Here is a 21,385-nt window from a genome sequence, read left to right on the forward strand (position 1 = left end):
CCGCACTGGATGCCATGAGCCGCTATCGTCCGCCCCGCCCCGCCGGTACCCCACTGATCACGCCCGAGGGCGAAGCGCGCCTGCGCGCCGAACTGCATGAACTGTGGAACGTGCGCCGACCACAGGTAACCCAGTCAGTCAGCGAGGCCGCTGCGCAAGGCGACCGCTCGGAGAACGCCGAATACACCTACGGCAAGAAGATGCTGCGCGAGATCGACAGCCGCGTGCGCTTCCTGCGCAAACGCCTGGAGAACTGCAAGGTAGTCAGCGAGCGTCCGGCCGATCCGAACAAGGTCTACTTCGGCGCCTGGGTCACCCTGGAAGACGAGGACGGCGAGCAGGCCCGCTACCGCATCGTCGGCCCGGACGAACTGGACCTGCGCAACAACCACATCAGTATCGACTCACCCCTGGCCCGCGCCCTGGTGGGCAAGGAGCTGGATGCCGAGGTGATGGTTCGCAGCCCATCCGGCGAGAAGATGTGGTTCGTGGTGGAAATCGAGTATCCCTGACGGCCCGCCCCTACAGGATCAGAGCGGTTGCGGACGCCGGGTGATCAGGCCCTGCCGGGCCACGCGGGTAAGTTCGTGAACGGCGGCTTCCAGTTGCTCGGCAATAGGCGACTGCACCACCGCGAAGTCGAAACTGTCGGATGGGAAGCGCGCGAGATCGGCAAAGGTTTCGGCAAACTGGATCAGGAAGGTTCGCGAGCCGTTCCAGCGCTTGGGCCAGCCATCGAGGTAACGGACGAGGGTAGGCTGGTGATTGCCGCCCAGGAGAATCTTCGGATTACGGCGCACCAGGCCGGTGGTGATCGGGGCCAGGCGCACATGCGGGTTGGGACAGGTCATGGTGTCACGTCTCCGCCTCAGGGGTCCTGCTGGACGCGGCGAGAGGCACACCGAACCAGCGCTTTAGCGGTATTTCGATGTCAGCCATCGCTGCATCCGCGCCCCGCAAGTTGCTACTTAAATCGGCGCTGTGCGGCATCCTAGAGAAGCGCCGGCAAAGCTGTCAAGGAGACCTCAGTCGATGACCACACCCCCCATGCGGCTGTTCTTCGCCCTGCCCTGCCCGGCGGAACTGGCGATGCGCATCTGCTCCTGGCGCGACAGCCTGCACCACGACGGCCAGCCCGTATCCCAGGCCAACCTGCACCTGACCCTGGCCTTTCTCGGTTCCGTGCCGCGCGGCCGCAAGGCGGAATTGCGCGCCATCGGCGAACGCCTGCCGCGTCGGGGCTTCAATCTGGAACTGGACCACGTCGCGCGCTGGAACAACGGCATCCTTCACCTGGCCCCCGGCAGCATTCCGGCAGCGCTGCATGAGCTTGTCCACGCCCTGCGCGAGGAGCTGCGGATGGGTGGATTCGAGGTCGAGCATCGCCCGTTCCATCCCCATATCACCCTCGCTCGCCACGCCCACCAGACCCCAGCCGCCACTGCGTCGTTTGTACTACCCGCCCAGGCCGTGACGCTGTTCAGCTCGGAGAACAGCCCTGGCGGCGTGCATTACCGCGCCATCGGCGAGTGGCCGCTAGAAAGCGTCTGATCGCGCCGCCCAGTCCTGGGCGTAATCGAGGAAGCGACGCAGGCCAGCCGTGGGGTACTTGTCGATATGCAGCGCACGGAAGAAGGTGCGCCGCAGCGGCCCCAGCGGATTGTCCAGGCGCACCAGTTCGCCGCGCTCCAGCTCCGCCTGCACCACGCGCTGCGACAGGCAACCGATACCAAAACCGCTGCCCACCAGATGCTTGATCGCCTCGGCGTTGCTCACCTCCAGGGGCGCGTTGACGCTTCCCAAACGCGGCAATACCTGCTGTTCGAACGTCACTCGGGTGCCGGAGCCCGCCTCGCGCAGCACCCAGCGCGCTGCCGCCAGATCCTTCAGGCTGATGCGCTCAGCCAACGCCAGGGGATGGTCCGGCGCCACTACCAGCAGCAACTCATCGGCCATCCAGGGCGTGAGCTGGATCTGCGGGTGCTGGATCGGCGCTTCAATGAAGGCTACGTCCAGCCTGAATTCGGCCAGCGCCTCGATCACCCCGCCACTGTTGGCAACCTGCAACTCCAGGCGGCTTTCGGGCAGTTCGCCGAGAAAACCGGCCATCACCTGCGGCAACAGATAGCCGCCGATGCTGCGGCTGGCACCGAGGCTCAGCTGCACCGGCGCCGACTCGAACAGGCTCTCCAGCTCCGCACTTTGCGCCAGCAACGCGCTGGCCTTGGGGTAGAAGGCGCGGCCGTTATCGTTCAGCGCCAGGCGCTTGCCACTGCGGTCGAACAGGCGCGTGCCAAGGGTACGCTCGAGCTCCTGCAACGCCTGGCTGGCGGCGGACTGCGAAAGCGCGATGCGCGCCGCCGCCTGGGTCACGTTGCCCAGTTCGGCGATGGCCGTGAAGGTCGCCAGTTGGCGAAGGGTGATGCGTGGCCCCATATCGATAAAACCGGTCATCCCAATAAGAACAATCCGTTTTTACACTAAGCATGCCGGCGGCACCATGGCTTCACCTTATACAAGGAGCCTGCAATGAACGCCCTTCGCCGCCTGCCCTACTACCTCCCCGGCGCCCTGCTCTGCCTGGCTATCGCCTTCGGCTCCCGCCAGCTCATGGAAATCCCCGCGCTGCAGCACCTGGGGCTCGGCAGCCTGACCCTGGCGATCCTCATCGGCCTGCTGGCGGGCAACCTGGGCCTGGCCCGCTTAGGCAGCATCCGCCCCGGTATCGACCTGTCGCGCCAGCAACTGCTGCGCCTGGGCGTGGTGCTCTACGGCCTGCGCCTGACCTTCCAGGACATCGCGGCCCTCGGCCCGGCCGCGCTGATCATCGACGTGCTGATGGTCGCCAGCACACTGACCGTCGCCTGGTGGATCGGCGAACGCTGGCTCAAGCTGCCGCGCGAAAGCGCCCTGCTGATCGGCGCCGGCAGCGCCATCTGCGGTGCCGCGGCGGTAATGGCCAGCAGCCCGGTGCTCAAGGCTCGTGCCGAGCACACTGCCGTTGCGGTAGCGACTGTGGTGCTGTTCGGCACCCTGGCGATGCTGCTGCACCCATTGATCTACGCCGCGCTGCCCAACCTGTTCGGCAGTGAGCAGGCCTTCGGCGTGTTCACCGGCTCGACTATCCACGAGGTCGCCCAGGTGGTCGCCGCTGGCCGCGCCATGGACCCAGCCGCCGCCGACGCCGCGTTGATCAGCAAGATGCTCCGCGTCCTGCTGCTGGCCCCGGCACTGCTTATTCTCGGCCGTGTCGGTTGCGCCGAAGCCGCCGAGCCGGGGGCACGTCGCAAGCTGCATATTCCAGGCTTCGCCGTGCTGTTCCTGCTGGTGACAGGCCTGCGCTCGCTGGGCTGGGTACCGGAAAGCTGGCTGGCACCGCTGCAGCAGCTGGACGACGTAATGCTCGGTATGGCGATGGCCGCCCTGGGCCTGGCCACTCGCCTGGGCGATCTGCGCAAGGAAGGCCCCAAGCCGCTGCTGCTGGGCGCCGGACTGTTCGTCTTCCTGCTGGTGGGCGGCGGCCTGATCAATGGCGGGGTGCAATATCTCTTTCACTGAATCGCGTTCCACTGATTCGGAAAGGAAAACAAAAAGGGCGGACACCCAGGTGTCCGCCCTTTCTCGTTACCGTTTCGGCGATCAGCTGGACAGCTTGCGGTCCAGGGAGAACGGGCCGGCGCCGCTGATCAGCAGTGCGACGCTGATCATGATCAGGGTGAAGGCATATTCGAAGCCGTTGGCGGTGATGAAGAAGCCGTTGGCCAGGTGCACGCTGAACACCGCGACCAGCATAGCGACGATCAGCGGGATGCTTGCCAGGCGCACCAGCAGACCCAGGACCAGCGCCAGACCACCAAAGAACTCGGCGCTACCGGCCAAGGCGGCCATCAGGTAGCCGGGGGTCACGCCAAGGGATTCCAGCCAGCCTGCCATGCCCTGCAAACCCGGACCACCGAAGGCACCAAAGAGTTTCTGCGAGCCGTGAGCCATGAAGGTCAGGCCGGTGGTGATGCGCAGTACAGCGATGCCAGCGCCAGCGTTGGTGCTCAGGATGGATTTGATCAGCGAGTTCATGGTGCGTCCTTATGCGAGCTCTAGTGGGAGCGAAGGGTTGCGTAGGAAGTGGGTGACAACCGTAGTTGCTTGGCGACCAATATATCCAGTTTTTCCGATATCAAAAGCGCAAATTCGCGCTAATAACTATCAAAGAAACCGATTACTTCTTGATTGCCGCCACGCTTTCACGTGGCTCGAGGCCATCACGTTCCCGCTGATATGCAAGATAGTACTTGTTGACGCTACTGACGTAGTTCACCACGCCCATACCCAGTTGCTCGGCCGCGACGCGCTCGACCTGGAAGAACCACTGGTTGGGGTTGAGGCCCTGACGCTTGGCCTCCGCGCGCAGGCTTTGCACCCGCTCGGGGCCCGCATTGTAGGCAGCCAGAACGAAGGCCATGCGGTCACGCTCGTTGATCCGCGGGCTGGAGAAGAAGCGCTTGCGCAGCATCGCCATGTAACGGCTGGCAGCCTGCACGTTGCTGTCCTTCTGGTGCACGGTATCCACGCCCACGGCGCGGGCCGCCGCCGGGGTGATCTGCATCAGCCCGGTGGCGCCGCCAGCGCCGCGCGCGCTGGCATTGAGATTGGATTCCTTGAAGCCAACCGCGGCCAGCGCCAGCCAGTCGACCTTGCTCTGTTCGGCGTAGCGCTGCAGGGTCGGACGCACTGCTTCAAGACGCTTGCGGTCGGGCACCTGCAGTGGATTGCGCACCTGGTAGGCACGGCGGTAAAGGCGCTGGAAGGCCGCATCCTGGTCCGCCGGCGCGCGGTAGTCCTTGAGGAAGCGGTTGACACTGGCACGCAGCATTGGCGCATCGCGGCGCACGTACCAGGCCATCGGCTCGCTGTTGTCCAGCACCAGGTGCCGGTCGACGCGCAGCTTGGTGAAGACCTTGCTCCAGCGCTCGGCGATGGGCTGCTCGACCACGGTGTAGTTGAAGATGCCGGCCTGGACCATCTCCAGCACGTCTTCCACGGCCAGGGAGGAGTCGGTCCACTCCAGCACCAGCGGCGCCATTCGCTTCTGCGCCAGGCGTTCGTTGACCTTGCGCACAGCCTCGCCAGCGGCGCTGCCGGCCGGCAGGGTGATGGTACGACCGGCGAGCTGTTCGAGGCGCACGAACTTGCGATTGCCCTGCTTGGTCACCAGCACCAGCGGTACGTCGGCCTTCCACGGCAGGCTGGGGCTGACATTCTGGCCGTCGCGGGCCAGCAGGACTTCCCCCGGCGCGACCAGATCGCCTTCGCCGCGCTGCAGCGCACCGAGCAATTGATCCTTGGCCTTGGGAATGAATTTGATGGTGAGCGGCTTGCGCCCCGGGGCGCTGTCGTTGAGGTACTGCTCGAAGGCGCGCAGGCGGCGGTATTCGACGCCGATGGGTTCGCCCTTGATTTCGCCGGAGCTGTTGCGGCTCTGGTTGACCAGAACCCGGAGGGTGCCACCGGAACGGATGGTGGCCAGGTCGCGGGCGTCGCTGCTTTCCTGCTCCCAGTTTTCCGGCTGGGCCGTCAGGCGCGCGGCCGCCGGCAGTGGCGTCAGGGCCACGAGGCACAGCAGTAGCAGCAACAGTCGGGTCATCCAGCTCTCCGGGGGCTCGCACTCGGCGGTGGGCCGATTAGAGTGCGGTTTCGACCGGTAGTTCCCGGCCGCCAAGGGCGCGCAAGACTCTCACAGGAGGGGATCAATACCAACCCGAAACTTCCGATAAATCTTCGGAATATTCCTCAACCTGCTGTTTTGTAAGGATTTTTGTATAAAAAGCGGCTTTTGCTATGCTCCGCTTCCGAACAAAGGGAACAAAAATGCAACTGATCGACATCGGCGTCAACCTCACCCACCCGAGCTTCGTCCCGGAACGTGAAGCGGTCCTCGCTCGCGCAATCGAGGCCGGCGTCGTGCAAATGGTCCTGACCGGAACCAGCCTGGGCGACAGCGAACAGGCCCTGGAACTGTGCCGGCAACTGGACGAAGAACAGCGCCTTTACTGCACTGCCGGCGTCCATCCGCACGAAGCCAGCCACTGGGACAGCAGCAGCGCCAAGGTACTTCGCGGCCTGCTGGCCGAGGACCGGGTCAAGGCGGTTGGCGAATGCGGCCTGGACTTCAACCGCGACTTTTCGCCGCGCCCGCAGCAGGAGAAGGCTTTCGAAGAACAACTGGCTCTCGCCGTGGAGCTGCAGTTGCCGGTGTTCATCCACGAGCGCGACGCCGGCGAACGCCTGCTGGCAATCCTCAAGGACTTCCGCGACAAGCTGCCTGCCGCCGTGGTGCATTGCTTCACCGGTGAGCGCCGCACGCTTTACTCATACCTCGACCTCGACCTGCACATCGGCATCACCGGCTGGATCTGCGATGAACGCCGCGGCACGCACCTGCAGGAACTGGTGCGGGAGATTCCCGAAGGCCGGCTGATGCTGGAAAGCGACGCGCCTTATCTATTGCCTCGCACCTTGCGCCCGAAGCCGAAGAACGGTCGCAACCAGCCGGCCTACCTGCCCGAAGTGCTGACCTGCGTGGCCCAACACCGGGGCGAGAGCGCAGAACGGGTTGCAACCCATACCACCGAGTGCGCGCGACGCTTCTTTGACCTGCCGGAAATTTGAACCGGCTCTCAAGATCGCCCTTCGTCGGCCGATAAGTCGGGAGCGGAAGGTGGCTTGATTCCCATCAATGGCCACCTTCATCCTTTTCACGACAATAATGGCGCCTTGCCACTATTCGACCGACAAGAAGAGATTTATGGCCGCCTGGATCCGCGATCTTTCCCTCAAGTACAAATTCTGGGCCGTCAACGCGGTCGCCTTCGTCACCACCCTGCTGCTGGTGCTGTTCGCCATGCACCAGGAACTCGACGGGCGCAACCAGCAGGCACGCCAGGGTGCCGAAGCCCAGGCCCAGTTGCTGAAGAACTGGCCGGCAGGTGCGGCTCTGCCGACGTCGCCGAACCTCGTCAGCTTCGCCAGCGGCAGCGCGCCGCAGATCGCCGGTATCGACGGTTCCGCCCTCGCCCGCGCCAACGGCTGGGTTGACCTGCAAGGCGCGCAGAGCCGCCAGGCAGCCTTGGCCGGCGCCTACGTGCAAGACATCGGCAACGGCCAGCGCGTCGCCGTGCTGGCCCCCGGCGCCGATTTCTGGAGCGTCTTCGAGGACCGCGCCCTGCCCTACGCCGGCGCCGTGCTGGTGCTGATGCTGGCCTTGCTGGCGGCCTCGCAATTGCTCATCCACTTCATCCTCACTCACTTGCTGACCCTGCGCGACGTGATGCTCCATGTCGAGAAGAGCGGCGACCTGGCCGCCCGCGTCCCGCTGGAAAGCCGTGACGAAGTCGGCCAGATGGCCACTGCCTTCAATGCCATGCAGGCGGGCTACCAGCGCGTGGTCGGTACCGTTGCCCAGGCCGCCGGCCGCCTCGACGAAGGCGCACGCAGCCTCGCCAGCAGCATGGGCCAGGTGCGCCAGGGCATGCTCGGCCAGCAGAGCGAGACCGACCAGGCCGCCACCGCAATCAACGAGATGTCCACCACCGTCCACCACATCGCCCAGCATGCCGCCGACACCCGCGACCAGTCGCAGGAAGCCGACCGCCTGGCCGGCAATGGCCAGCAGGTGGTCGGTCGCGTCGGCCAGTCCATCGCCGGTTTGTCCCAGGGCGTGCAGCAGACTGCCGAAATGATCCAGCAGCTGGCACAGGACAGCCACAAGATCAGCAGCGTGGTCAGCGTGATCCACGGCATCGCCGAGCAGACCAACCTGCTTGCCCTCAACGCCGCTATCGAGGCCGCCCGCGCCGGCGAGATGGGACGTGGCTTCGCCGTGGTTGCCGATGAAGTGCGCAACCTCGCCAAGCGCGTACAGGATTCCACCGACGAGATCACCCAGATGATCAACGCGCTGCAATCCGGCACCCGCGACGCCGTCGAATTCATGCAGGAAAGCTCGATCAAGGCCGACGGCTGCGTCGAGGAAGCCCGCGAGGCCGGCGAAGCCCTGGCGGCCATCGCTTCCGCCGTTGCGCTGATGCGCGAGAGCAACACCCAGATCGCCGTAGCCGCCGAGCAACAGAGCCAGGTGGCCGAGGAAATGACCCGCTCGGTCGTGGGCATCCGCGACGTTACCGAGCACACCGTGCAGCAGACCGTCGATTCGGCCGGCACCAGCCACCAGCTGGCGGATCTCGCCGGCGAACTCAGCCGCGCCATCCGCCAGCTGCGCCTGTAATTCCTATCACCCGCATAGCCTGCGCCCATTGGCGCGGGTTTCGGGGCTGCACCTAGACTGCTGATATTCCGCCCGCCTGCACTCAGGCGGGCTTCTCAGCCTCGGGAGCTGCACCATGGGCAAACGTCACCCCAATCTCCTCGCCTGGCAGTGGCAAGGCTACGCCGCCAACCACCGCAACCCGACCAACCTGGCGCTGCACATCATCGCCGTGCCGCTGTTCATCCTCGGCGCACTAACGCTGCTCAGCGGGCTGTTCAGCCTGAGCCTGACAACGATCCTGCTGGGCGTGATCGGCATGGTCGCCTCACTGGCCATCCAGGGTCGCGGGCACAAACTCGAGGAGCAACCGCCCGAACCCTTCAGCGACCGCAAGGATGCTGTCAGTCGGCTGCTGGTCGAGCAGTTCGTCACCTTCCCCCGCTTCGTCCTGAGCGGTGCCTGGTGGCGCGCCTGGCGTAATCGCCGGCGCTGAGCCGGCCGTAACAACAGGGCGCGGCATTTCGGCCATTCAAGTACCCGGCAGGTTCGCCGATATAATCGTCGAGATTTCGTCACGAGCTGTTGAGATGTCAGCTTTTCGCCATTTTATTGGCATTTTTGCCTGCCTGTTTATTGTCACGCCCGCGCACTCTGCCCCGGAACCGGCGGCCGAGCGCACCGTGCTGACCATCGCAGTGAAGGGCCAGCCGCAGCTCCTGCGCCATTACAGTCTGCGCGACCTGGAAGCGCTGCCGCAAACCGAGCGGCGCTCCATGCTTCCTGACGAATTCCGGGTCTATGGCTGGCAGGGCGTGCGCCTCAGCACCCTGCTCGCCGGCTTCGAACGCACCGATGCCCAACGCCTGCGAGTCGAGGCACTGAACGACTATTCCGCCCTGATTCCACTGAGCGACCTCGACGCCTTCGATCCTATCCTCGCCTACCGCCGCGACGGCCAAGCCATCGGCATCGCCGAGCGCGGCCCGCTGTTCGTCATCTATCCGATGGTCGATCACCCGGAGTTGCGGACCCAGGTCTACTTCAACCGCACCGTCTGGCAGGTAAGCCGCATTACCCTGGAGTGATCGCCGTGCCCCCGCAGCCTCCCAGGCGGCGCTATCGCCGCCTGACCGTCATCATCCTCAGCGGCCTTATCGCTGCGCTGACCGCCGGCGCCGGCGCGGCTCTGCTGCTGGTGCACCAGCACGTCCGCCAGCTGGCCCACCCCGATGCCCACAGCGAACTGTGGCAGGCCTACCAGTTACGCGCCGAGCTGGAGCGCTCGCTGAACAGTGCCCGGCAGGTACTCGCCGGCAAGAGTGACAGCGACGCCCTGGCAACACGCGTTGAAGTGCTCGCCAGCCTCCTGCCGCCGCTGCGTACCACGCCCGTCTACAACTACCTGGTCGTGCCGCGTCCGGAAGTGCAGGTAACACTGGAGACGATCCAGCATCTGAGCGACGCCTGGCTCAGGCGCGCGCCCTGGGGCCAGCCGGCGGCTGCGAAGGTCCTGGCCGGCGAGATGCTGCGTGAACTGCCGCCCCTGCTCGAACCCGCCCACGAACTGGTGGTGGTCACCAACATCGCACTGACCAACTACATGGACGCCGAGCGCCAGGACCTGCAACGCGCCTTCAACCTGCTGGCCTGGGTGCTCTTCGGCCTCGGCCTGTGCAGTGTGCTGCTGGCCCTGCGGGTGATTGCCAACTCACGGCGCAAGCTGCAGCTCACCCAGCGCCTGCACGACCTCAACCAGTCGCTGGAGCAACGCGTCGAACAGCGCACCCAGGAACTGAGCGAGCGCAAGGCGCTGCTGCGTTACATCCTCGACACCAGCCCCAGCGATGTGGCGCTGCTCAGCGACGAGGACTCCCGCGCCCATTACGTCAGCCCCCGCCTGCTGCAGCGCACCGGTATCCACCCGGACGAACCCTTCACCCTGCATCGGCTGTTCGACGATCCCGACGAGGAAGCGCGCTTCCGTCAATCACTGACCGACCATGGCCAGCTGGACAGCTGGGAAACCCGTCTGGCGGGCAATCCCGCCTACTGGGCGATTGTCTGGGCGCGCAAGATGGAAGTGGAGGGCCGCCCCGCCTCGCTGGTCTGGAGCTTCGACATCAACCAGCGCAAAGCCATGGAGCAGGAGCTGCGCCTGCTGGCCACCACTGACCCGCTGACCGGCCTGCAGAACCGCCATGCCTTTGTCAAACGCGGGGTCGCGCTGCTCAAGAGCGCGCAGCGCTATGAGCGCCAATGCGCAGCGCTGATGCTGGACATCGACTTCTTCAAGCCGATCAACGACACCCACGGCCACGCCTTCGGCGACGCCGTGCTGCAAGCCGTGGCGAAGGAGCTGACGCAAGGGTTGCGCGAGGTGGATCTGCTCGGCCGCCTCGGTGGCGAGGAGTTTGCCGCGATTCTGCCGGAGACCGACTTGCAGCAGGCGCTGCAAGTTGCCGAGCGGGTGCGCAACAGCGTGCAGGCGCTGTCCTTCACCAGCGAGGACGGTAGCCGCGTGCGCCTGACCCTGAGCATCGGCGTGGCCGCACGCCGCGAAGGTGAACTTCGTCTGGAAGACCTGCTGGCCCGCGCCGACCGCGCCCTGTACCGGGCCAAGGCCGGCGGGCGCAATCGTACCGAGACCGCGCCCGGCCTCTAGCTGGAGAGCAACTAGCCGAAGATGGTCACCGTCTGCCGGCCGATCGCCAGGAGCTGGCCATCCGCCGACCAGGTCTGCGCCGCAATATGGCCGTAGCCATTGCGGGCATGCTCGATGGTCGCCAGGTACTGGCACCAGGCATTGGCCGGCATCGACGGCAGTGGCTGGACGAACTCCACGGTCCAGGTCAGCGAGCTGGAGGGTGCAGGCGTTTTCAGGTGCGGCAGGTTGGCCGGCGGCCAGGCGTCGATCAGCGCCAGCAGGTGGCTGACTTCCATCGGTTCCTCGCCCACGTCATCGCCACGGAAGCGCATCCAGCCGCCCATCTCGCGCTCGCGGCTGGCGGAGAACGGCATATGCCCGACCGCCCAGCGCATGGCGATGTTCTGGGTGAAGGCCGGCATCAGCTTGCGAATGTAGGGCAGCTCCTGGCAGTCCTCGACAGCCTTGAAGGCCGGTGGCGGCAAGCCGTCCATCTGCACACTGGACTCGCGCGACACGCCGAAGCTGCCCTGGGCCAGCAACACCACCTGACCGTTCTGCACGGCGCGGCAGAACACCTGGCTGACCGACTTGCCCTCGCGCAGGACTTCCGCCTCGAAGCTCACCGGCACTTCCACCTCGATGGGGCCGACGAAGGTGATCGCCAGCGAACGCACCGGCCGCCCAGCCTCAGCCACCGAAGCCATGGCCTCGTAGGCCAGCGCCGCCACCAGGCCGCCGAAACTCGCACGGCCCTGGGCCCAGGCGGCAGGGATGACGATGGATAACGGCGCGGCGCGCACCGCCCGGAGCATTTCGCTGAAGGACATGGTCAACTTCCTTGGGGCTTCTGGAAAATGGCAGCAGGTTGCGATCTTAGGGGTAGAGGCAACCCCGGCAAACCATCCAAAGCCTTGTCCCTTGCAGGAAATGCCCCGTCATCAATGGCCTCTATGCAGTGCCTTCTCCAGGGCCTCCAGGCTCTCGTCGGCGAGGCGCTCGGCGAGGTCGTGGCGGGCATTCCAGTGGGGTTGCAGCGGCATCAGGTCCAGCTCGCGTTCGCTGCGGATCAGCCATTGCTCGTAGTCATGCCAGTCGCCCAGGGCCGATTGCGCGTCCTTCAGCGGCGCCAGCAGGCGTTGCGGCACGGCGGACTCCTTCGGGTAGGCCTCCAGCGAATAGCGCACCCGCTTGATCAGCAGGCGCAGGCGATGACGGTCGTGGTCTGGGTCTTTCAGGGCATCACGCAGCTTCTGCCATTCTCTGGCCAGGCGCTTCTCCACCTTGCCATGCAGCCCCTTGAGCACGCCGTGGCGCTCGGAGGTTCGCCACAGTTGTGGCCAGCCATCCAGGCGCATCATCAGGCGCTCCCACTGCGGGCTGGCAAGTAGCGTGGCGTAGCCGGAGATCAACGCGGGCCGGCGCAGTGCGGCGGCACGCTCGTAGCCTTCGGCCTCCAGCACCGGCAGCAGTACTTCCAGATCGCGTAGCGGGCCGCTGAGCCGGCCCATGTCGCCCAGCGCCTGCTCCAGCTCGTCGATACCGGGCATGCCCCTCACCGGGTGCAGCAGACTGCGCAGCCGGCGTACGGCGATGCGCAGGTCGTGCAGTGCTTCAGGGTCGGACTCGGCCTTCAGGCGGGAGGACGCGGCGAACAAGGCGACCTCCTGCTCGATCAGATGGCTCACCAGGTAATCGCTGAAGGAGGTCACGGCAGGCTCCACTCGAGGGTTGAAATAACAGGTTAGCCCCCACCAACGAAGCGGCAAGGGCCGTGATGTCACGTTCCGTTTCCGCGTGAAATCCGTAGGCGCCAGGGCAACTCTCGGCGCAGGCATGCCAAGTGCTCACGCAGCTCGGCAGGCGATGTAGCCGCACCGCCGTAACGCTGTTTTTCGAAGGCATCCAGATAACTGCGGATTGCCTGAGCGTTGGCCGGCAAAACCTTGATGGCACGACGACAGAAATCCCGCGCGCCCTCACCCGGCTCGCGACGCACGCCCAGCGGCGCGAGCATTCGCTCGAAGCGCTGGAAGCTGCGCAACGGGACATCGGTGGTGCGCCGCCAGGGCTTGAACAGCACCAGCGCCAGCAAGCCCAGCATCACGCCGGCGCCGACCACCAGCAAGGCACCGACCCATTGCCGGTCCAGCCCTCCGAACCAGCGCTTCAACATGTCGCCCTGTTGTTCGGCCTGGTAGCCCAGCACCCAGCGCTGCCAGCCATAGTTGACGTCGTCCCAGGCCATGCGCAACTGGTTGAGCAGCGCGAAGTTGCGGTAGCGCAGGGGCGAAAACGGGTCGGACTCCAGGAAGCTGCCTTCCTGGCTCATGGCCGCTTCCAGCCCCTGCTCGATACGTTCGGGAGCCACGGCCCCCGTTGGGTCGACCCGCGTCCAGCCCCGGCCACGCTGCCAGTACTCCACCCAGGCGTGGGCGTCGAACTGACGGATCGCCAGGTAATTGCCCGAGGGGCTGGCCTCGCCGCCCTGGTAGCCGGTAACTACGCGAGCTGGAATGCCGGCTGCGCGCAGGACGAAGGTCATGGCGCCGGCGTAGTGCTCGCAGAAGCCGGCGCGGGTGTCGAACAGAAAACCGTCGATGCGCTCCGGGCCGGCATCCGGCGGACGCAGTGTGTAACGGAACGGCTGCTCGCGCAGGTGCCGGAGCATCGCCTGCACCAGCTCCTCAGGCTGCGGGTAGCGTTCGCGCAGTTGCTGTGCCCAGGCGCGAGCCCGTGGGTTGCCGCCCTGTGGCAAGGCAAGGTTGATCCGTTGCGCGCGGACGGCGTCATCAGGCTCCAGCTGCGCGTCCGGCCAGGAGGTGGCGCGGTACAGCAGCCCCTGGCGAACCGGCAGGCGCCGCTCCAGGTGGAAGTCGCTCATCATTCGCGCATCGCCCAGGCTGGTCTGCGCCACATCCAGGGCAAACAGCCAGGGGCGACCGTTGGGCTCCATGATCACCTGGTACTGCAAGGGCTGACCCTGCTGCCGCCATTGAGGCGCAAGATCGCCACGCTGGAACGCTGTGCTCCAGCGCACACCATCGAACCGCTCCAGGGTCAACGCGCGCCAGTACAGCTGCGAGTGCGGCGGCGGCTGGCCGTCGAAGCTCACCCGAAAAGCCAGCGCGGGGGACTGGCTCAGCTCGACCATGTCCCCTGGCGCCATGCTGTCGCTCAGCCCGGTCATGGCCTTGTCGCCCGGCAGCGGCAACGACCACAGCGGCCCCATGCGCGGGAACAGCAGGAACATCAGCAGCATCAGCGGCAAGGCTTGCAGCAGCAGACCGGCAGCCAGACGCAGGGGCGGCATCGGGCGTGCGGCGAAGCCGCTCTGCTGCAACCCGATGGCCGCGGCCAGCAGGGCGAGCACCGGTAGCAGGCTGAAGGCGGCAGCAATGATGTCGTCCTGGAAGAGATAGCTGGTGGTCACCGCGAAGAAGCCCAGCAGGATCAGCACCCACGCATCGCGGCGGGTCTTGAGTTCCACCAGCTTGACCACGAAGGCGGCGATCAGCAGCACCACACCGGCATCCAGCCCGATCAGTGAACCACGGGAAAACCACACACCCAACCCGGCCGCCGCCACCAGCGCCAGTTTGGCGAGGCCACTGGGATAGCTGGCACGCATGCGGAACACCTGGATGCGCCAGGCGGCGCAACCCAACCAGAGGGCGACGATCCACAGCGGCAGGTGCTCCAGATGCGGAATGATCACCACCGCCTGGGCCACCAGCAGCCAGGTCAGGGCCACCCGCGGGATGGGCTGGACGGTAACGGCGGCCACCCGGCTCATCGTTTCGTCCCATGCAAGGCGAGCGCCCGCAGACAGGCATCGCGATGGGCATCGTCCAGGCCGACCGCGAGCTGCGCATCCGGCAGGCGCAACCCGAAGGGCTGCTGCCGCAATGACAGTTGCAGGACCCAGTAGCAAAGGCGCGACAAGCGCCCCTCGGTGTCGCCGCCCAGGCTGTTGAACTCCAGCCAGACGCTGCGCCCGGCCAGCGCGGAGAAGTCCTTCACCAGCAACCCTTGGCCACGCGAATAAGCCTTCCAGTGCAGGCGGCGGCGCGAGTCGCCGGGCTGGTAAGGCCTCAGCCCCTGGTAATCATCGACGCCGCGCCCACTGGGGCGCACGCCCTCTTCATCGTTTTCCGCCGGGCCGGCTTCCAGCGGCAGGTCGCCGGGCTGTGGGTGCGGATACACCAGCACCGACTGATCCAGATCGACCCAGCTCCAGGCCACCAGCAGCCCCAACGGGAAACGGCTTTCCACGCGCAGTCGGCCGGGGCGCAACCAGCCACGTCGCTGCGCCGTCATCGTGAGCAGCACTTCTTCGGCGTGGTCTGCCGCGACATCGGCGAACTGCATGCGCTCGGCCTCCCAGCCCAGGCCGATGGCCTGCCGGGCGCGCCCTTCGCCTTCCAGGCGTACGCGAAATGCCGCCTGCTCACCGACGAACACCGGCTGTGCGCCGAGCGCCGTCAGCCGCAGCCCACCCAGGTTCCGGTAGGTGTGCAGGATGGCGACGATGAACAGCGAGAGCAGCAGGAAGGTCAGGCCGTAGGCCAGGCTGTTCTGGTAATTGATCGCCGTGAGCAGCATCAGCAGCAGGGCGACGCCGAACGCCATACCCTGGCGGGTGGGAATGATGAAAATGCGTCGCTGGTTGAGTTGCAACGACGGTGACGGCGGTATGCGCCGGGCTATCCAGCTCTGCCACAGCGGCCTGACCCTGACGAGCATGGCATGCCCCTCAGAGAGCCGGGACTTCGCGCAGCAACCACTGCACCAGCGCGCCACCACCATGCCCGGCTGGGTCGGCCTGGTCGCGCAAGCGGTGGCCGGCCACCGAGGGCAGCACGGCTTGCACATCCTCCGGGATCACATAATCGCGCCCGGCCAGCAGCGCCCAGGCACGCGCCGCCGCCAGCAGCGCCAGGCTGCCGCGCGGCGACAGCCCCAGGGCAAAAGCCGGCTGGCTGCGCGTGGCTTCCACCAGGCGCAGCACGTAATCCACCAGAGCGTCACTGGCGCGCACCTCCAGCACTTCGCCCTGAAGGGCCTGGAGTTCCTGCGGGTCAAGCACTGGCTCCAGGCGTGGCAGCAGGTCACGGCGCGCCTCGCCCAGCAGCAACGCTTTCTCGGCGGCGCGGCCGGGGTAGCCCAGGGATAGGCGCATGAGGAAGCGGTCGAGCTGGGACTCGGGCAGCGCGAAGGTGCCACCCTGGGTCACCGGGTTCTGCGTGGCAATGACGAAGAAGGGCTCGGGCAGCGGCCGGGTGGCGCCCTCGATGGTCACCTGCCCCTCCTCCATGGCCTCGAGCAGCGCGCTCTGGCTCTTGGGCGTGGCGCGGTTGATCTCGTCGGCCAGTACCAGCTCGGAGAAGATCGGTCCGGGATGGAACACGAACTGTCCGGTGTCCTTGTCGAACACCGAGGTGCCCAGCACGTCGCCGGGCAACAGGTCGGAAGTGAACTGGATGCGCTGGAAGCTCAGCCCCAGCACTTTTGCCAGGGCATGGCTCAACGTGGTCTTGCCCATGCCGGGCAAGTCCTCGATGAGTAGGTGACCGCGGGCCAGCAGACACGTCAGCGCCAGCCTTACCTGCACTTCCTTGCCGAGCAGCACCTGATCGACTGCCTTCAGACAATTCTCCAGCTTGGCGTGCATCCTGACCCTCTCATCCCCGGAAAACTCCGATCCTACTGGTCCAGGACAGAGCATCAAAGGCTTCGACACATTTAGTCCGCAATCTGTGATGTAGAGCTGTGATCCAGAGCGCCTCAACGACCCAGCAGGCGCTCCGCCAGCCAACTCGCGGCCGGCCCCAGCCGACGCTGGCGCGACCAGATGACATCCACCGCCACCCGGCGCGGCCAGCCGGCGACCTTCAGCTCCTGCATACGTCCGCCGGCGAAGCGTCCTACCATCCAGCTGGGCAATTCGATCCATCCGAATCCCAGCACCGCCATGTCCAGCAACAGCAGGTAGTTCGGTGCGCTCCAGCAGCGTCCACCGAGCATCGGCGCCGCGTCATCCAGATAGGTATTCAGGCGCAGCGCACGGTAAGCCAGCAGGTCTTCGCGCTCCACGCGTTCGCGGCCGGCCAGCGGATGGTCGCGGCTGACGAAGAGACCGAACTCGGCCTGCTCGCTCAAGGTCGCCGAGCTGATGTCCGGCGCGTAATCCTTCCGTGCGGCGAGCAACCCCAGGCTGGCGCGTCCCTGGACGACCAGATCGAGCACGTCGCTGTCCTCGGCGATCAGCCATTCGAATTCCAGGTCCGGGTAGCGTGCATCGATCTCCGCCAGGCGCGCCTCGAATTCGGCGGATTGGTAGGTGTCCGACATCGCCAGGGTTACTCGTGACTCCAATCCTCCGACGAGCTGATGGGCAAGCTGTCCGAGGCGATCGTTCGCCATCAACACCTCTTCGACTCGCCCGAGCAACGCATGACCGGCCTCGGTCAACTGCGGCTGGCGGCTGCTGCGGTCGAACAGGGTCAGGCCGAGGTCGATTTCCAGGCGGGCGATGGCCTCGCTGACGGTGGACTGGCTCTTGCCCAGCTTGCGCGCGGCGGCGCTGAACGAGCCCAGACAGGCCGCCTCGGCGAAGGCCTGCAGGGATTCGGGGGAGTATTGCATCGTGGCACCCTCTTCCATCGGTTAAGCCGATGGTATCCAACTTAGATCCAGCCGGTCGACCGATGATAATAGCGCCGGACCGACGGAGTCGGCCTTCTCGTGAATTGAGAGCTTTAATGCCTGGAGATACCCCATGACCCCCACTAAAACCCTGAAAGAGCGGATGTTCCACGCCGGCCTTTTCGAGCTGCTGGCGGTGGTCATCTGCGCACCGACCCTGGCCTGGCTGATGGACAAACCGCTGGGCCACATGGGCGCCATGACCCTGATGTTCTCGGCCATCGCCACCGTATGGAACATGCTGTTCAACGCCGCCTTCGACCGCGCGCAGAACCGCATGGGCTTCAGCCGTACCCTGTCGGTACGCGTGCTGCATGCCTCGCTGTTCGAACTGGGCCTGATCGTCCTGCTGGTGCCGCTGGCCGCCTGGTGGCTGTCGGTGAGCCTGCTGCAGGCCTTCATCCTCGACATCGGCCTGGTGCTGTTCTTCCTGCCCTACGCGCTGGTGTTCAACTGGGTGTACGACGTGCTGCGCGAGCGGCTGCTCAATCGCGCACAAGCCACCGCTCAAGCGCAGAGCTGAACCTTGTAGGAGCGAGCTTGCTCGCGAACCGCCCAGCTCATGCGCAGCCGGTAGATTCGTTCGCGAGCAAGCTCGCTCCTACGAAGAGCAGAAACAAAAAAGCCCGCATCGCTGCGGGCTTTTTCATGTCCGAAAGAACGCGATCAGGCCAGGCTGGCAGCAATCTCGGCCAGGGCCTTGGCCGGGTCGGCGGCCTGGCTGATCGGGCGGCCGATCACCAGGTAGTCCGAGCCGTTGTCCAGCGCCTGGCGCGGGGTGAGGATGCGGCGCTGGTCGTCCTGGGCGCTACCGGCAGGACGGATGCCGGGAGTAACCAGTTGCAGGGCCGGGTGCGCGGCTTTCAGGGCCGGCGCTTCCTGGGCGGAACAGACCAGACCGTCCATACCGGCCTTCTGCGCCAGAGCTGCCAGGCGCAACACCTGCTCCTGCGGCTCGACGTCCAGGCCGATGCCGGCCAGGTCCTCGCGCTCCATGCTGGTCAGTACGGTCACGCCGATCAGCAGCGGCGACGGTCCATTGAAGGCGTCCAGGGTCTCGCGGCAGGCGCTCATCATGCGCAGGCCGCCGGAGCAGTGCACGTTGACCATCCACACGCCCATCTCGGCGGCGGCGCGCACGGCCATCGCGGTGGTATTGGGGATGTCGTGGAATTTCAGGTCGAGGAAGACTTCGAAGCCGCGGCTGTTGAGGGTCTCGACGATGCCGGCGGCGCAGCTGGTGAACAGCTCCTTGCCCACCTTCACCCGGCACAGCTTCGGATCGAGCTGATCGGCCAGCGCCAGCGCGGCTTCACGGGTGGGGAAATCCAGGGCGACGATGATCGGGGTCTGGCAGGCGGACATGGGCTCTCTCGCGGGTATCGAAAAAATCGGCGCGCATTGTCGCAGAAACGCGCCGACTTCCGTAGCCCGCCCGGCAGGAATGCTGCGTCGCCGACGGCGATCAGGCACTCAGCCGCTCGCGCAGGCGGCCGAGCATACCCAGCAGGCTGCCGACCTTCTCCCGCTCGCGCTCCTCGCGCGGTACTTCGGCGATGCGCGCGACCTTCTGCTCAGGCTGCGCACGCCATAGTAGCGCCTGCTCGGCGGCGGCCTTCAGGCCCTTTTCGAACAGTCCCCGGCGGATCGGCTTGGGCAGGTAGCGGAAGATCTGCGCCTGGTTGATCAGCGCCAGCAGGTCCTGGGTGTCGCGGAACGGTGTAACGACGATGCTCAGCAGGCGCGGATGGGCCTGGGCCAGGGACTTGAGTAGCGGCGCGGTGTCCTCGCCGGCGAGTTTCAGGTCGCTGATGAGGATGTCGATGGGCTCACTGTTGAGCCGCACGATGGCCTCGGCCAGGTTGCGCGCACGGTGCAGCTGGTGGGTGCCGGCGCTGCAGAACTCGCCGACGCAGGCCAGTGTCTCGGCGTCCTCGTCGAGCAACAGCACATTGAGAGGCGCGACGACTCGGCTGATGGCCTTGGTATCGATGGGCTCGGCCGGTGCCTGGCGCTGGGCGATCTCGGCGGCCTGGCGCAGGGTGAAGGCCATTTCCTGCGGATCCCACGGCTTGGTCAGGTAGCGGAAGATACCGCCGCTGTTGAGCGCCTCCACCGCGGCGTCGAGGTCCGAATACCCGGTCAGCAGGATGCGCAGGGTGTCCGGGGCGATCTCCTGGGCCTGGGCGAGCAACTCGGCGCCGGTCATCTGCGGCATGCGCTGGTCGCTGACGAGGATATCGATGCGTTCCTCGCGCAGGCGCTGCAGGGCCTTGTGCGGATCGGTCTCCACCAGCACGTCGTAGTGACGGCGGAACTGCATCGCGAGACTGCGCAGGATGCGCTCCTCGTCGTCGACGAAGAGGATGCGGACAGGCTGCTGGCTCATGTTCAGGCGCTCCGTTTCAGTTCGCTGGCCTGCTGGATCGGCAGGCTGATGAGGAATCGCGTACCGCGTCCGGGCTCGGACGCCACGCGGATGCGGCCGCCGTGGTCCTGGACGATCTTGTAGCTGATCGACAGGCCCAGGCCCGTACCCTGCCCCACCGGCTTGGTGGTGAAGAAGGGGTCGAAGATGCGCGTGCGCACCTCCTCGTTCATGCCCTTGCCGTTGTCCTGCACCGAGAGGTGCACATGGGTTTCGTCCGCCCAGGATTTCACCTGGATCAGGCCGAACTTCTCCATCGCCTGGGCGGCGTTGGTCAGCAGGTTGAGCAGCACCTGGTTGATCTGGCTGGCGGCGCAGGCGACCTTGGGCAGCGCACCGAGCTGGGTCGCGACCTCGGCCTTTTCCTTGATGCTATTGCGGGCAATCAGCAGCGCACTGCGCACGCAGTCGTTGAGGTCGATTTCCTCGCTGCGGGCACGGTCCAGGCGCGCGAAGTCCTTCAGGCCGCCGACCAGTTCGCCAATCTGCGCCAGGCCGAAGTCGGTGTCGCCGAACAGCTGGTCGAGATCGCCCACCAACTGCTCCAGCGCAGCTTCGTCGCGGGCCTGCTCGAAAGCGGCGCGGGCACGAGCCAGTTGTTCAGCGTTGCAATCCGGATCGTCCAGGCAATCGTTGAGCAGGGTCTGCGCTTCGGTCAGGCCCAGCAGCGGAATCAGCAGTTCGCGCAGCAGCGCGACGTTGTTCTTCACATAGCCCAGCGGAGTGTTCAGCTCATGGGCAACCCCGGCGACCATCTGCCCGAGGGACGCCATTTTCTCCGACTGCACCAGTTGCGCCTGGGATTCGCGCAGGTCCTGCAGCGTCTTGTTTAGCACCTGATTGCGCTGGGCGACGCGCTGTTCCATGGCTTTGAGCAGGTCGAGCACCGTGCCCAGACCGAGGTAGCGTCCCTGCTCGTCCACCAGAACGAAGTCCTCGGTGATCGGGTAACTCAGCTGGGCGGTAACCTGTTGCGAGGCTTCTTCGAGGCTCAGGTCGCCGCGTACTTTCAGCGGCTGGGCGTTCATCACGTCGCTGGCCGGACGGCGCCCCCAGAGGTCGCGGCCGAAGCGCTGCATGAAGATGTCCTGCAGGCCATTACGGCTGACCAGCCCCAGCGGCATTCCGGCGGCATCCACCACCGGCAGCGAAAGGAAGGAACGGTGCTCGGCGTCGAGGAAGCGTTCGGCCACGTCGCTGATGCTCAGTTCCGGGGCCAAGGGCGCAACCTGGCGCAACAGCTCGTGCAGGGCGCGGGTGGTCATCGGCGAATCTCCGGTCGCTGGAATGGGCGCCAGTAGACCAGCGGCAGATTGCCATCCTGTGACAGCCGTCGCGTGGC

Annotated in this window: 22 protein-coding genes; 9 read left to right on the top strand and 13 right to left on the bottom strand. The window is 65.9% G+C overall.

Features of this window, described 5'->3' with window-relative positions; genetic code table 11:
• The first annotated feature begins 14 nt into the window (after positions 1-14).
• Entirely contained in the window at positions 15-512 is a 498-nt protein-coding gene (greB, locus tag ACKI1H_RS24305) for a transcription elongation factor GreB (protein WP_017517009.1), read from the top strand.
• Positions 513-530: 18 nt separating this feature from the next.
• Here greB and ACKI1H_RS24310 read toward each other — a convergent pair whose 3' ends face one another.
• The gene (locus ACKI1H_RS24310) at positions 531-851 is read right to left on the bottom strand and encodes a hypothetical protein (protein ID WP_440466613.1); all 321 of its coding nucleotides are present in this window, start codon (positions 849-851) and stop codon (positions 531-533) included.
• Positions 852-1,032: 181 nt separating this feature from the next.
• Here ACKI1H_RS24310 and thpR point away from each other — a divergent pair, with 181 nt between their 5' ends.
• Positions 1,033-1,551: an RNA 2',3'-cyclic phosphodiesterase gene (gene thpR / locus ACKI1H_RS24315; RefSeq protein WP_440466614.1), complete on the top strand. Its 519-nt coding sequence runs from the start codon at positions 1,033-1,035 to the stop codon at positions 1,549-1,551.
• Here thpR and ACKI1H_RS24320 read toward each other — a convergent pair.
• On the bottom strand, positions 1,537-2,436 hold the full coding sequence (locus ACKI1H_RS24320) for a LysR family transcriptional regulator (RefSeq protein WP_440466615.1): 900 nt from the start codon (positions 2,434-2,436) through the stop codon (positions 1,537-1,539). The genes thpR and ACKI1H_RS24320 overlap by 15 nt on opposite strands.
• Positions 2,437-2,529: 93 nt before the next feature.
• Between ACKI1H_RS24320 and ACKI1H_RS24325 the strand changes: the two genes are divergently transcribed.
• Positions 2,530-3,558, top strand: coding sequence for a YeiH family protein (locus tag ACKI1H_RS24325; protein WP_440466616.1), 1,029 nt, complete (start codon positions 2,530-2,532; stop codon positions 3,556-3,558).
• An 81-nt stretch (positions 3,559-3,639) separates the two neighbouring features.
• Here the strand turns inward: ACKI1H_RS24325 and ACKI1H_RS24330 are convergent, their stop codons facing one another.
• Together ACKI1H_RS24330 and ACKI1H_RS24335 are read right to left on the bottom strand one after the other, a co-directional pair.
• A complete protein-coding gene (locus ACKI1H_RS24330) occupies positions 3,640-4,074 on the bottom strand; it encodes a DoxX family protein (RefSeq protein WP_138521891.1) in 435 nt (144 codons plus the stop codon).
• A 142-nt stretch (positions 4,075-4,216) separates the two neighbouring features.
• Complete coding sequence (locus ACKI1H_RS24335; protein ID WP_440466617.1) at positions 4,217-5,641, bottom strand: transglycosylase SLT domain-containing protein; 1,425 nt, start codon at positions 5,639-5,641, stop codon at positions 4,217-4,219.
• Positions 5,642-5,865: 224 nt separating this feature from the next.
• On the opposite strand from ACKI1H_RS24335, the gene ACKI1H_RS24340 reads away from it, so the two are divergent.
• The 5 genes from ACKI1H_RS24340 to ACKI1H_RS24360 all read left to right on the top strand — a co-directional run bounded on the left by ACKI1H_RS24340 (position 5,866) and on the right by ACKI1H_RS24360 (position 10,925).
• Positions 5,866-6,666 carry a TatD family hydrolase gene (locus ACKI1H_RS24340; protein WP_440466618.1) on the top strand — a complete coding sequence of 267 codons (801 nt, stop codon included), beginning with the start codon at positions 5,866-5,868 and terminating at the stop codon, positions 6,664-6,666.
• Positions 6,667-6,802: 136 nt separating this feature from the next.
• Entirely contained in the window at positions 6,803-8,281 is a 1,479-nt protein-coding gene (locus tag ACKI1H_RS24345; protein ID WP_440466619.1) for a methyl-accepting chemotaxis protein, read from the top strand.
• A gap of 115 nt (positions 8,282-8,396) precedes the next feature.
• The gene (locus tag ACKI1H_RS24350; RefSeq protein WP_138521899.1) at positions 8,397-8,756 is read left to right on the top strand and encodes an Mpo1-like protein; all 360 of its coding nucleotides are present in this window, start codon (positions 8,397-8,399) and stop codon (positions 8,754-8,756) included.
• Positions 8,757-8,943: 187 nt separating this feature from the next.
• Positions 8,944-9,348, top strand: a complete 405-nt coding sequence (locus ACKI1H_RS24355) for a molybdopterin-dependent oxidoreductase (protein WP_440466620.1) — start codon at positions 8,944-8,946, stop codon at positions 9,346-9,348.
• On the top strand, positions 9,348-10,925 hold the full coding sequence (locus ACKI1H_RS24360; RefSeq protein ID WP_425467710.1) for a diguanylate cyclase: 1,578 nt from the start codon (positions 9,348-9,350) through the stop codon (positions 10,923-10,925). The genes ACKI1H_RS24355 and ACKI1H_RS24360 overlap by 1 nt, the downstream gene beginning before the upstream one ends.
• Positions 10,926-10,936: 11 nt before the next feature.
• Here ACKI1H_RS24360 and ACKI1H_RS24365 read toward each other — a convergent pair whose 3' ends face one another.
• From ACKI1H_RS24365 to ACKI1H_RS24390, 6 genes are all read right to left on the bottom strand, one after another.
• Positions 10,937-11,737: an acyl-CoA thioesterase gene (locus ACKI1H_RS24365; RefSeq protein WP_440466621.1), complete on the bottom strand. Its 801-nt coding sequence runs from the start codon at positions 11,735-11,737 to the stop codon at positions 10,937-10,939.
• A 111-nt stretch (positions 11,738-11,848) separates the two neighbouring features.
• Positions 11,849-12,619 (bottom strand): CHAD domain-containing protein, encoded by a 771-nt coding sequence (locus tag ACKI1H_RS24370; protein ID WP_138521907.1) that lies wholly within the window; start codon positions 12,617-12,619, stop codon positions 11,849-11,851.
• 68 nt (positions 12,620-12,687) lie between these two features.
• Positions 12,688-14,703: a transglutaminase TgpA family protein gene (locus ACKI1H_RS24375; protein ID WP_440466622.1), complete on the bottom strand. Its 2,016-nt coding sequence runs from the start codon at positions 14,701-14,703 to the stop codon at positions 12,688-12,690.
• Entirely contained in the window at positions 14,700-15,653 is a 954-nt protein-coding gene (locus ACKI1H_RS24380) for a DUF58 domain-containing protein (RefSeq protein WP_440466623.1), read from the bottom strand. The genes ACKI1H_RS24375 and ACKI1H_RS24380 overlap by 4 nt, the downstream gene beginning before the upstream one ends.
• 10 nt (positions 15,654-15,663) lie before the next feature.
• The gene (locus tag ACKI1H_RS24385; RefSeq protein ID WP_440466624.1) at positions 15,664-16,581 is read right to left on the bottom strand and encodes an AAA family ATPase; all 918 of its coding nucleotides are present in this window, start codon (positions 16,579-16,581) and stop codon (positions 15,664-15,666) included.
• Between the two features lie 113 nt (positions 16,582-16,694).
• Positions 16,695-17,555, bottom strand: coding sequence for a LysR family transcriptional regulator (locus ACKI1H_RS24390; RefSeq protein WP_440466625.1), 861 nt, complete (start codon positions 17,553-17,555; stop codon positions 16,695-16,697).
• A gap of 133 nt (positions 17,556-17,688) precedes the next feature.
• On the opposite strand from ACKI1H_RS24390, the gene ACKI1H_RS24395 reads away from it, so the two are divergent.
• Entirely contained in the window at positions 17,689-18,138 is a 450-nt protein-coding gene (locus ACKI1H_RS24395; RefSeq protein ID WP_440466626.1) for a multidrug/biocide efflux PACE transporter, read from the top strand.
• Between the two features lie 143 nt (positions 18,139-18,281).
• Here ACKI1H_RS24395 and pyrF read toward each other — a convergent pair whose 3' ends face one another.
• From pyrF to ACKI1H_RS24410, 3 genes are all read right to left on the bottom strand, one after another.
• Positions 18,282-18,980, bottom strand: a complete 699-nt coding sequence (gene pyrF / locus ACKI1H_RS24400; RefSeq protein WP_024764511.1) for an orotidine-5'-phosphate decarboxylase — start codon at positions 18,978-18,980, stop codon at positions 18,282-18,284.
• A 100-nt stretch (positions 18,981-19,080) separates the two neighbouring features.
• Positions 19,081-20,004 carry a response regulator gene (locus tag ACKI1H_RS24405; protein ID WP_138521918.1) on the bottom strand — a complete coding sequence of 308 codons (924 nt, stop codon included), beginning with the start codon at positions 20,002-20,004 and terminating at the stop codon, positions 19,081-19,083.
• A gap of 2 nt (positions 20,005-20,006) precedes the next feature.
• A complete protein-coding gene (locus tag ACKI1H_RS24410) occupies positions 20,007-21,308 on the bottom strand; it encodes a sensor histidine kinase (RefSeq protein WP_440466627.1) in 1,302 nt (433 codons plus the stop codon).
• Positions 21,309-21,385: the final 77 nt, after the last annotated feature.

The sequence above is a fragment of the Pseudomonas sp. YH-1 genome, assembly GCF_051990045.1.
Taxonomy (GTDB): domain Bacteria; phylum Pseudomonadota; class Gammaproteobacteria; order Pseudomonadales; family Pseudomonadaceae; genus Pseudomonas; species Pseudomonas nicosulfuronedens.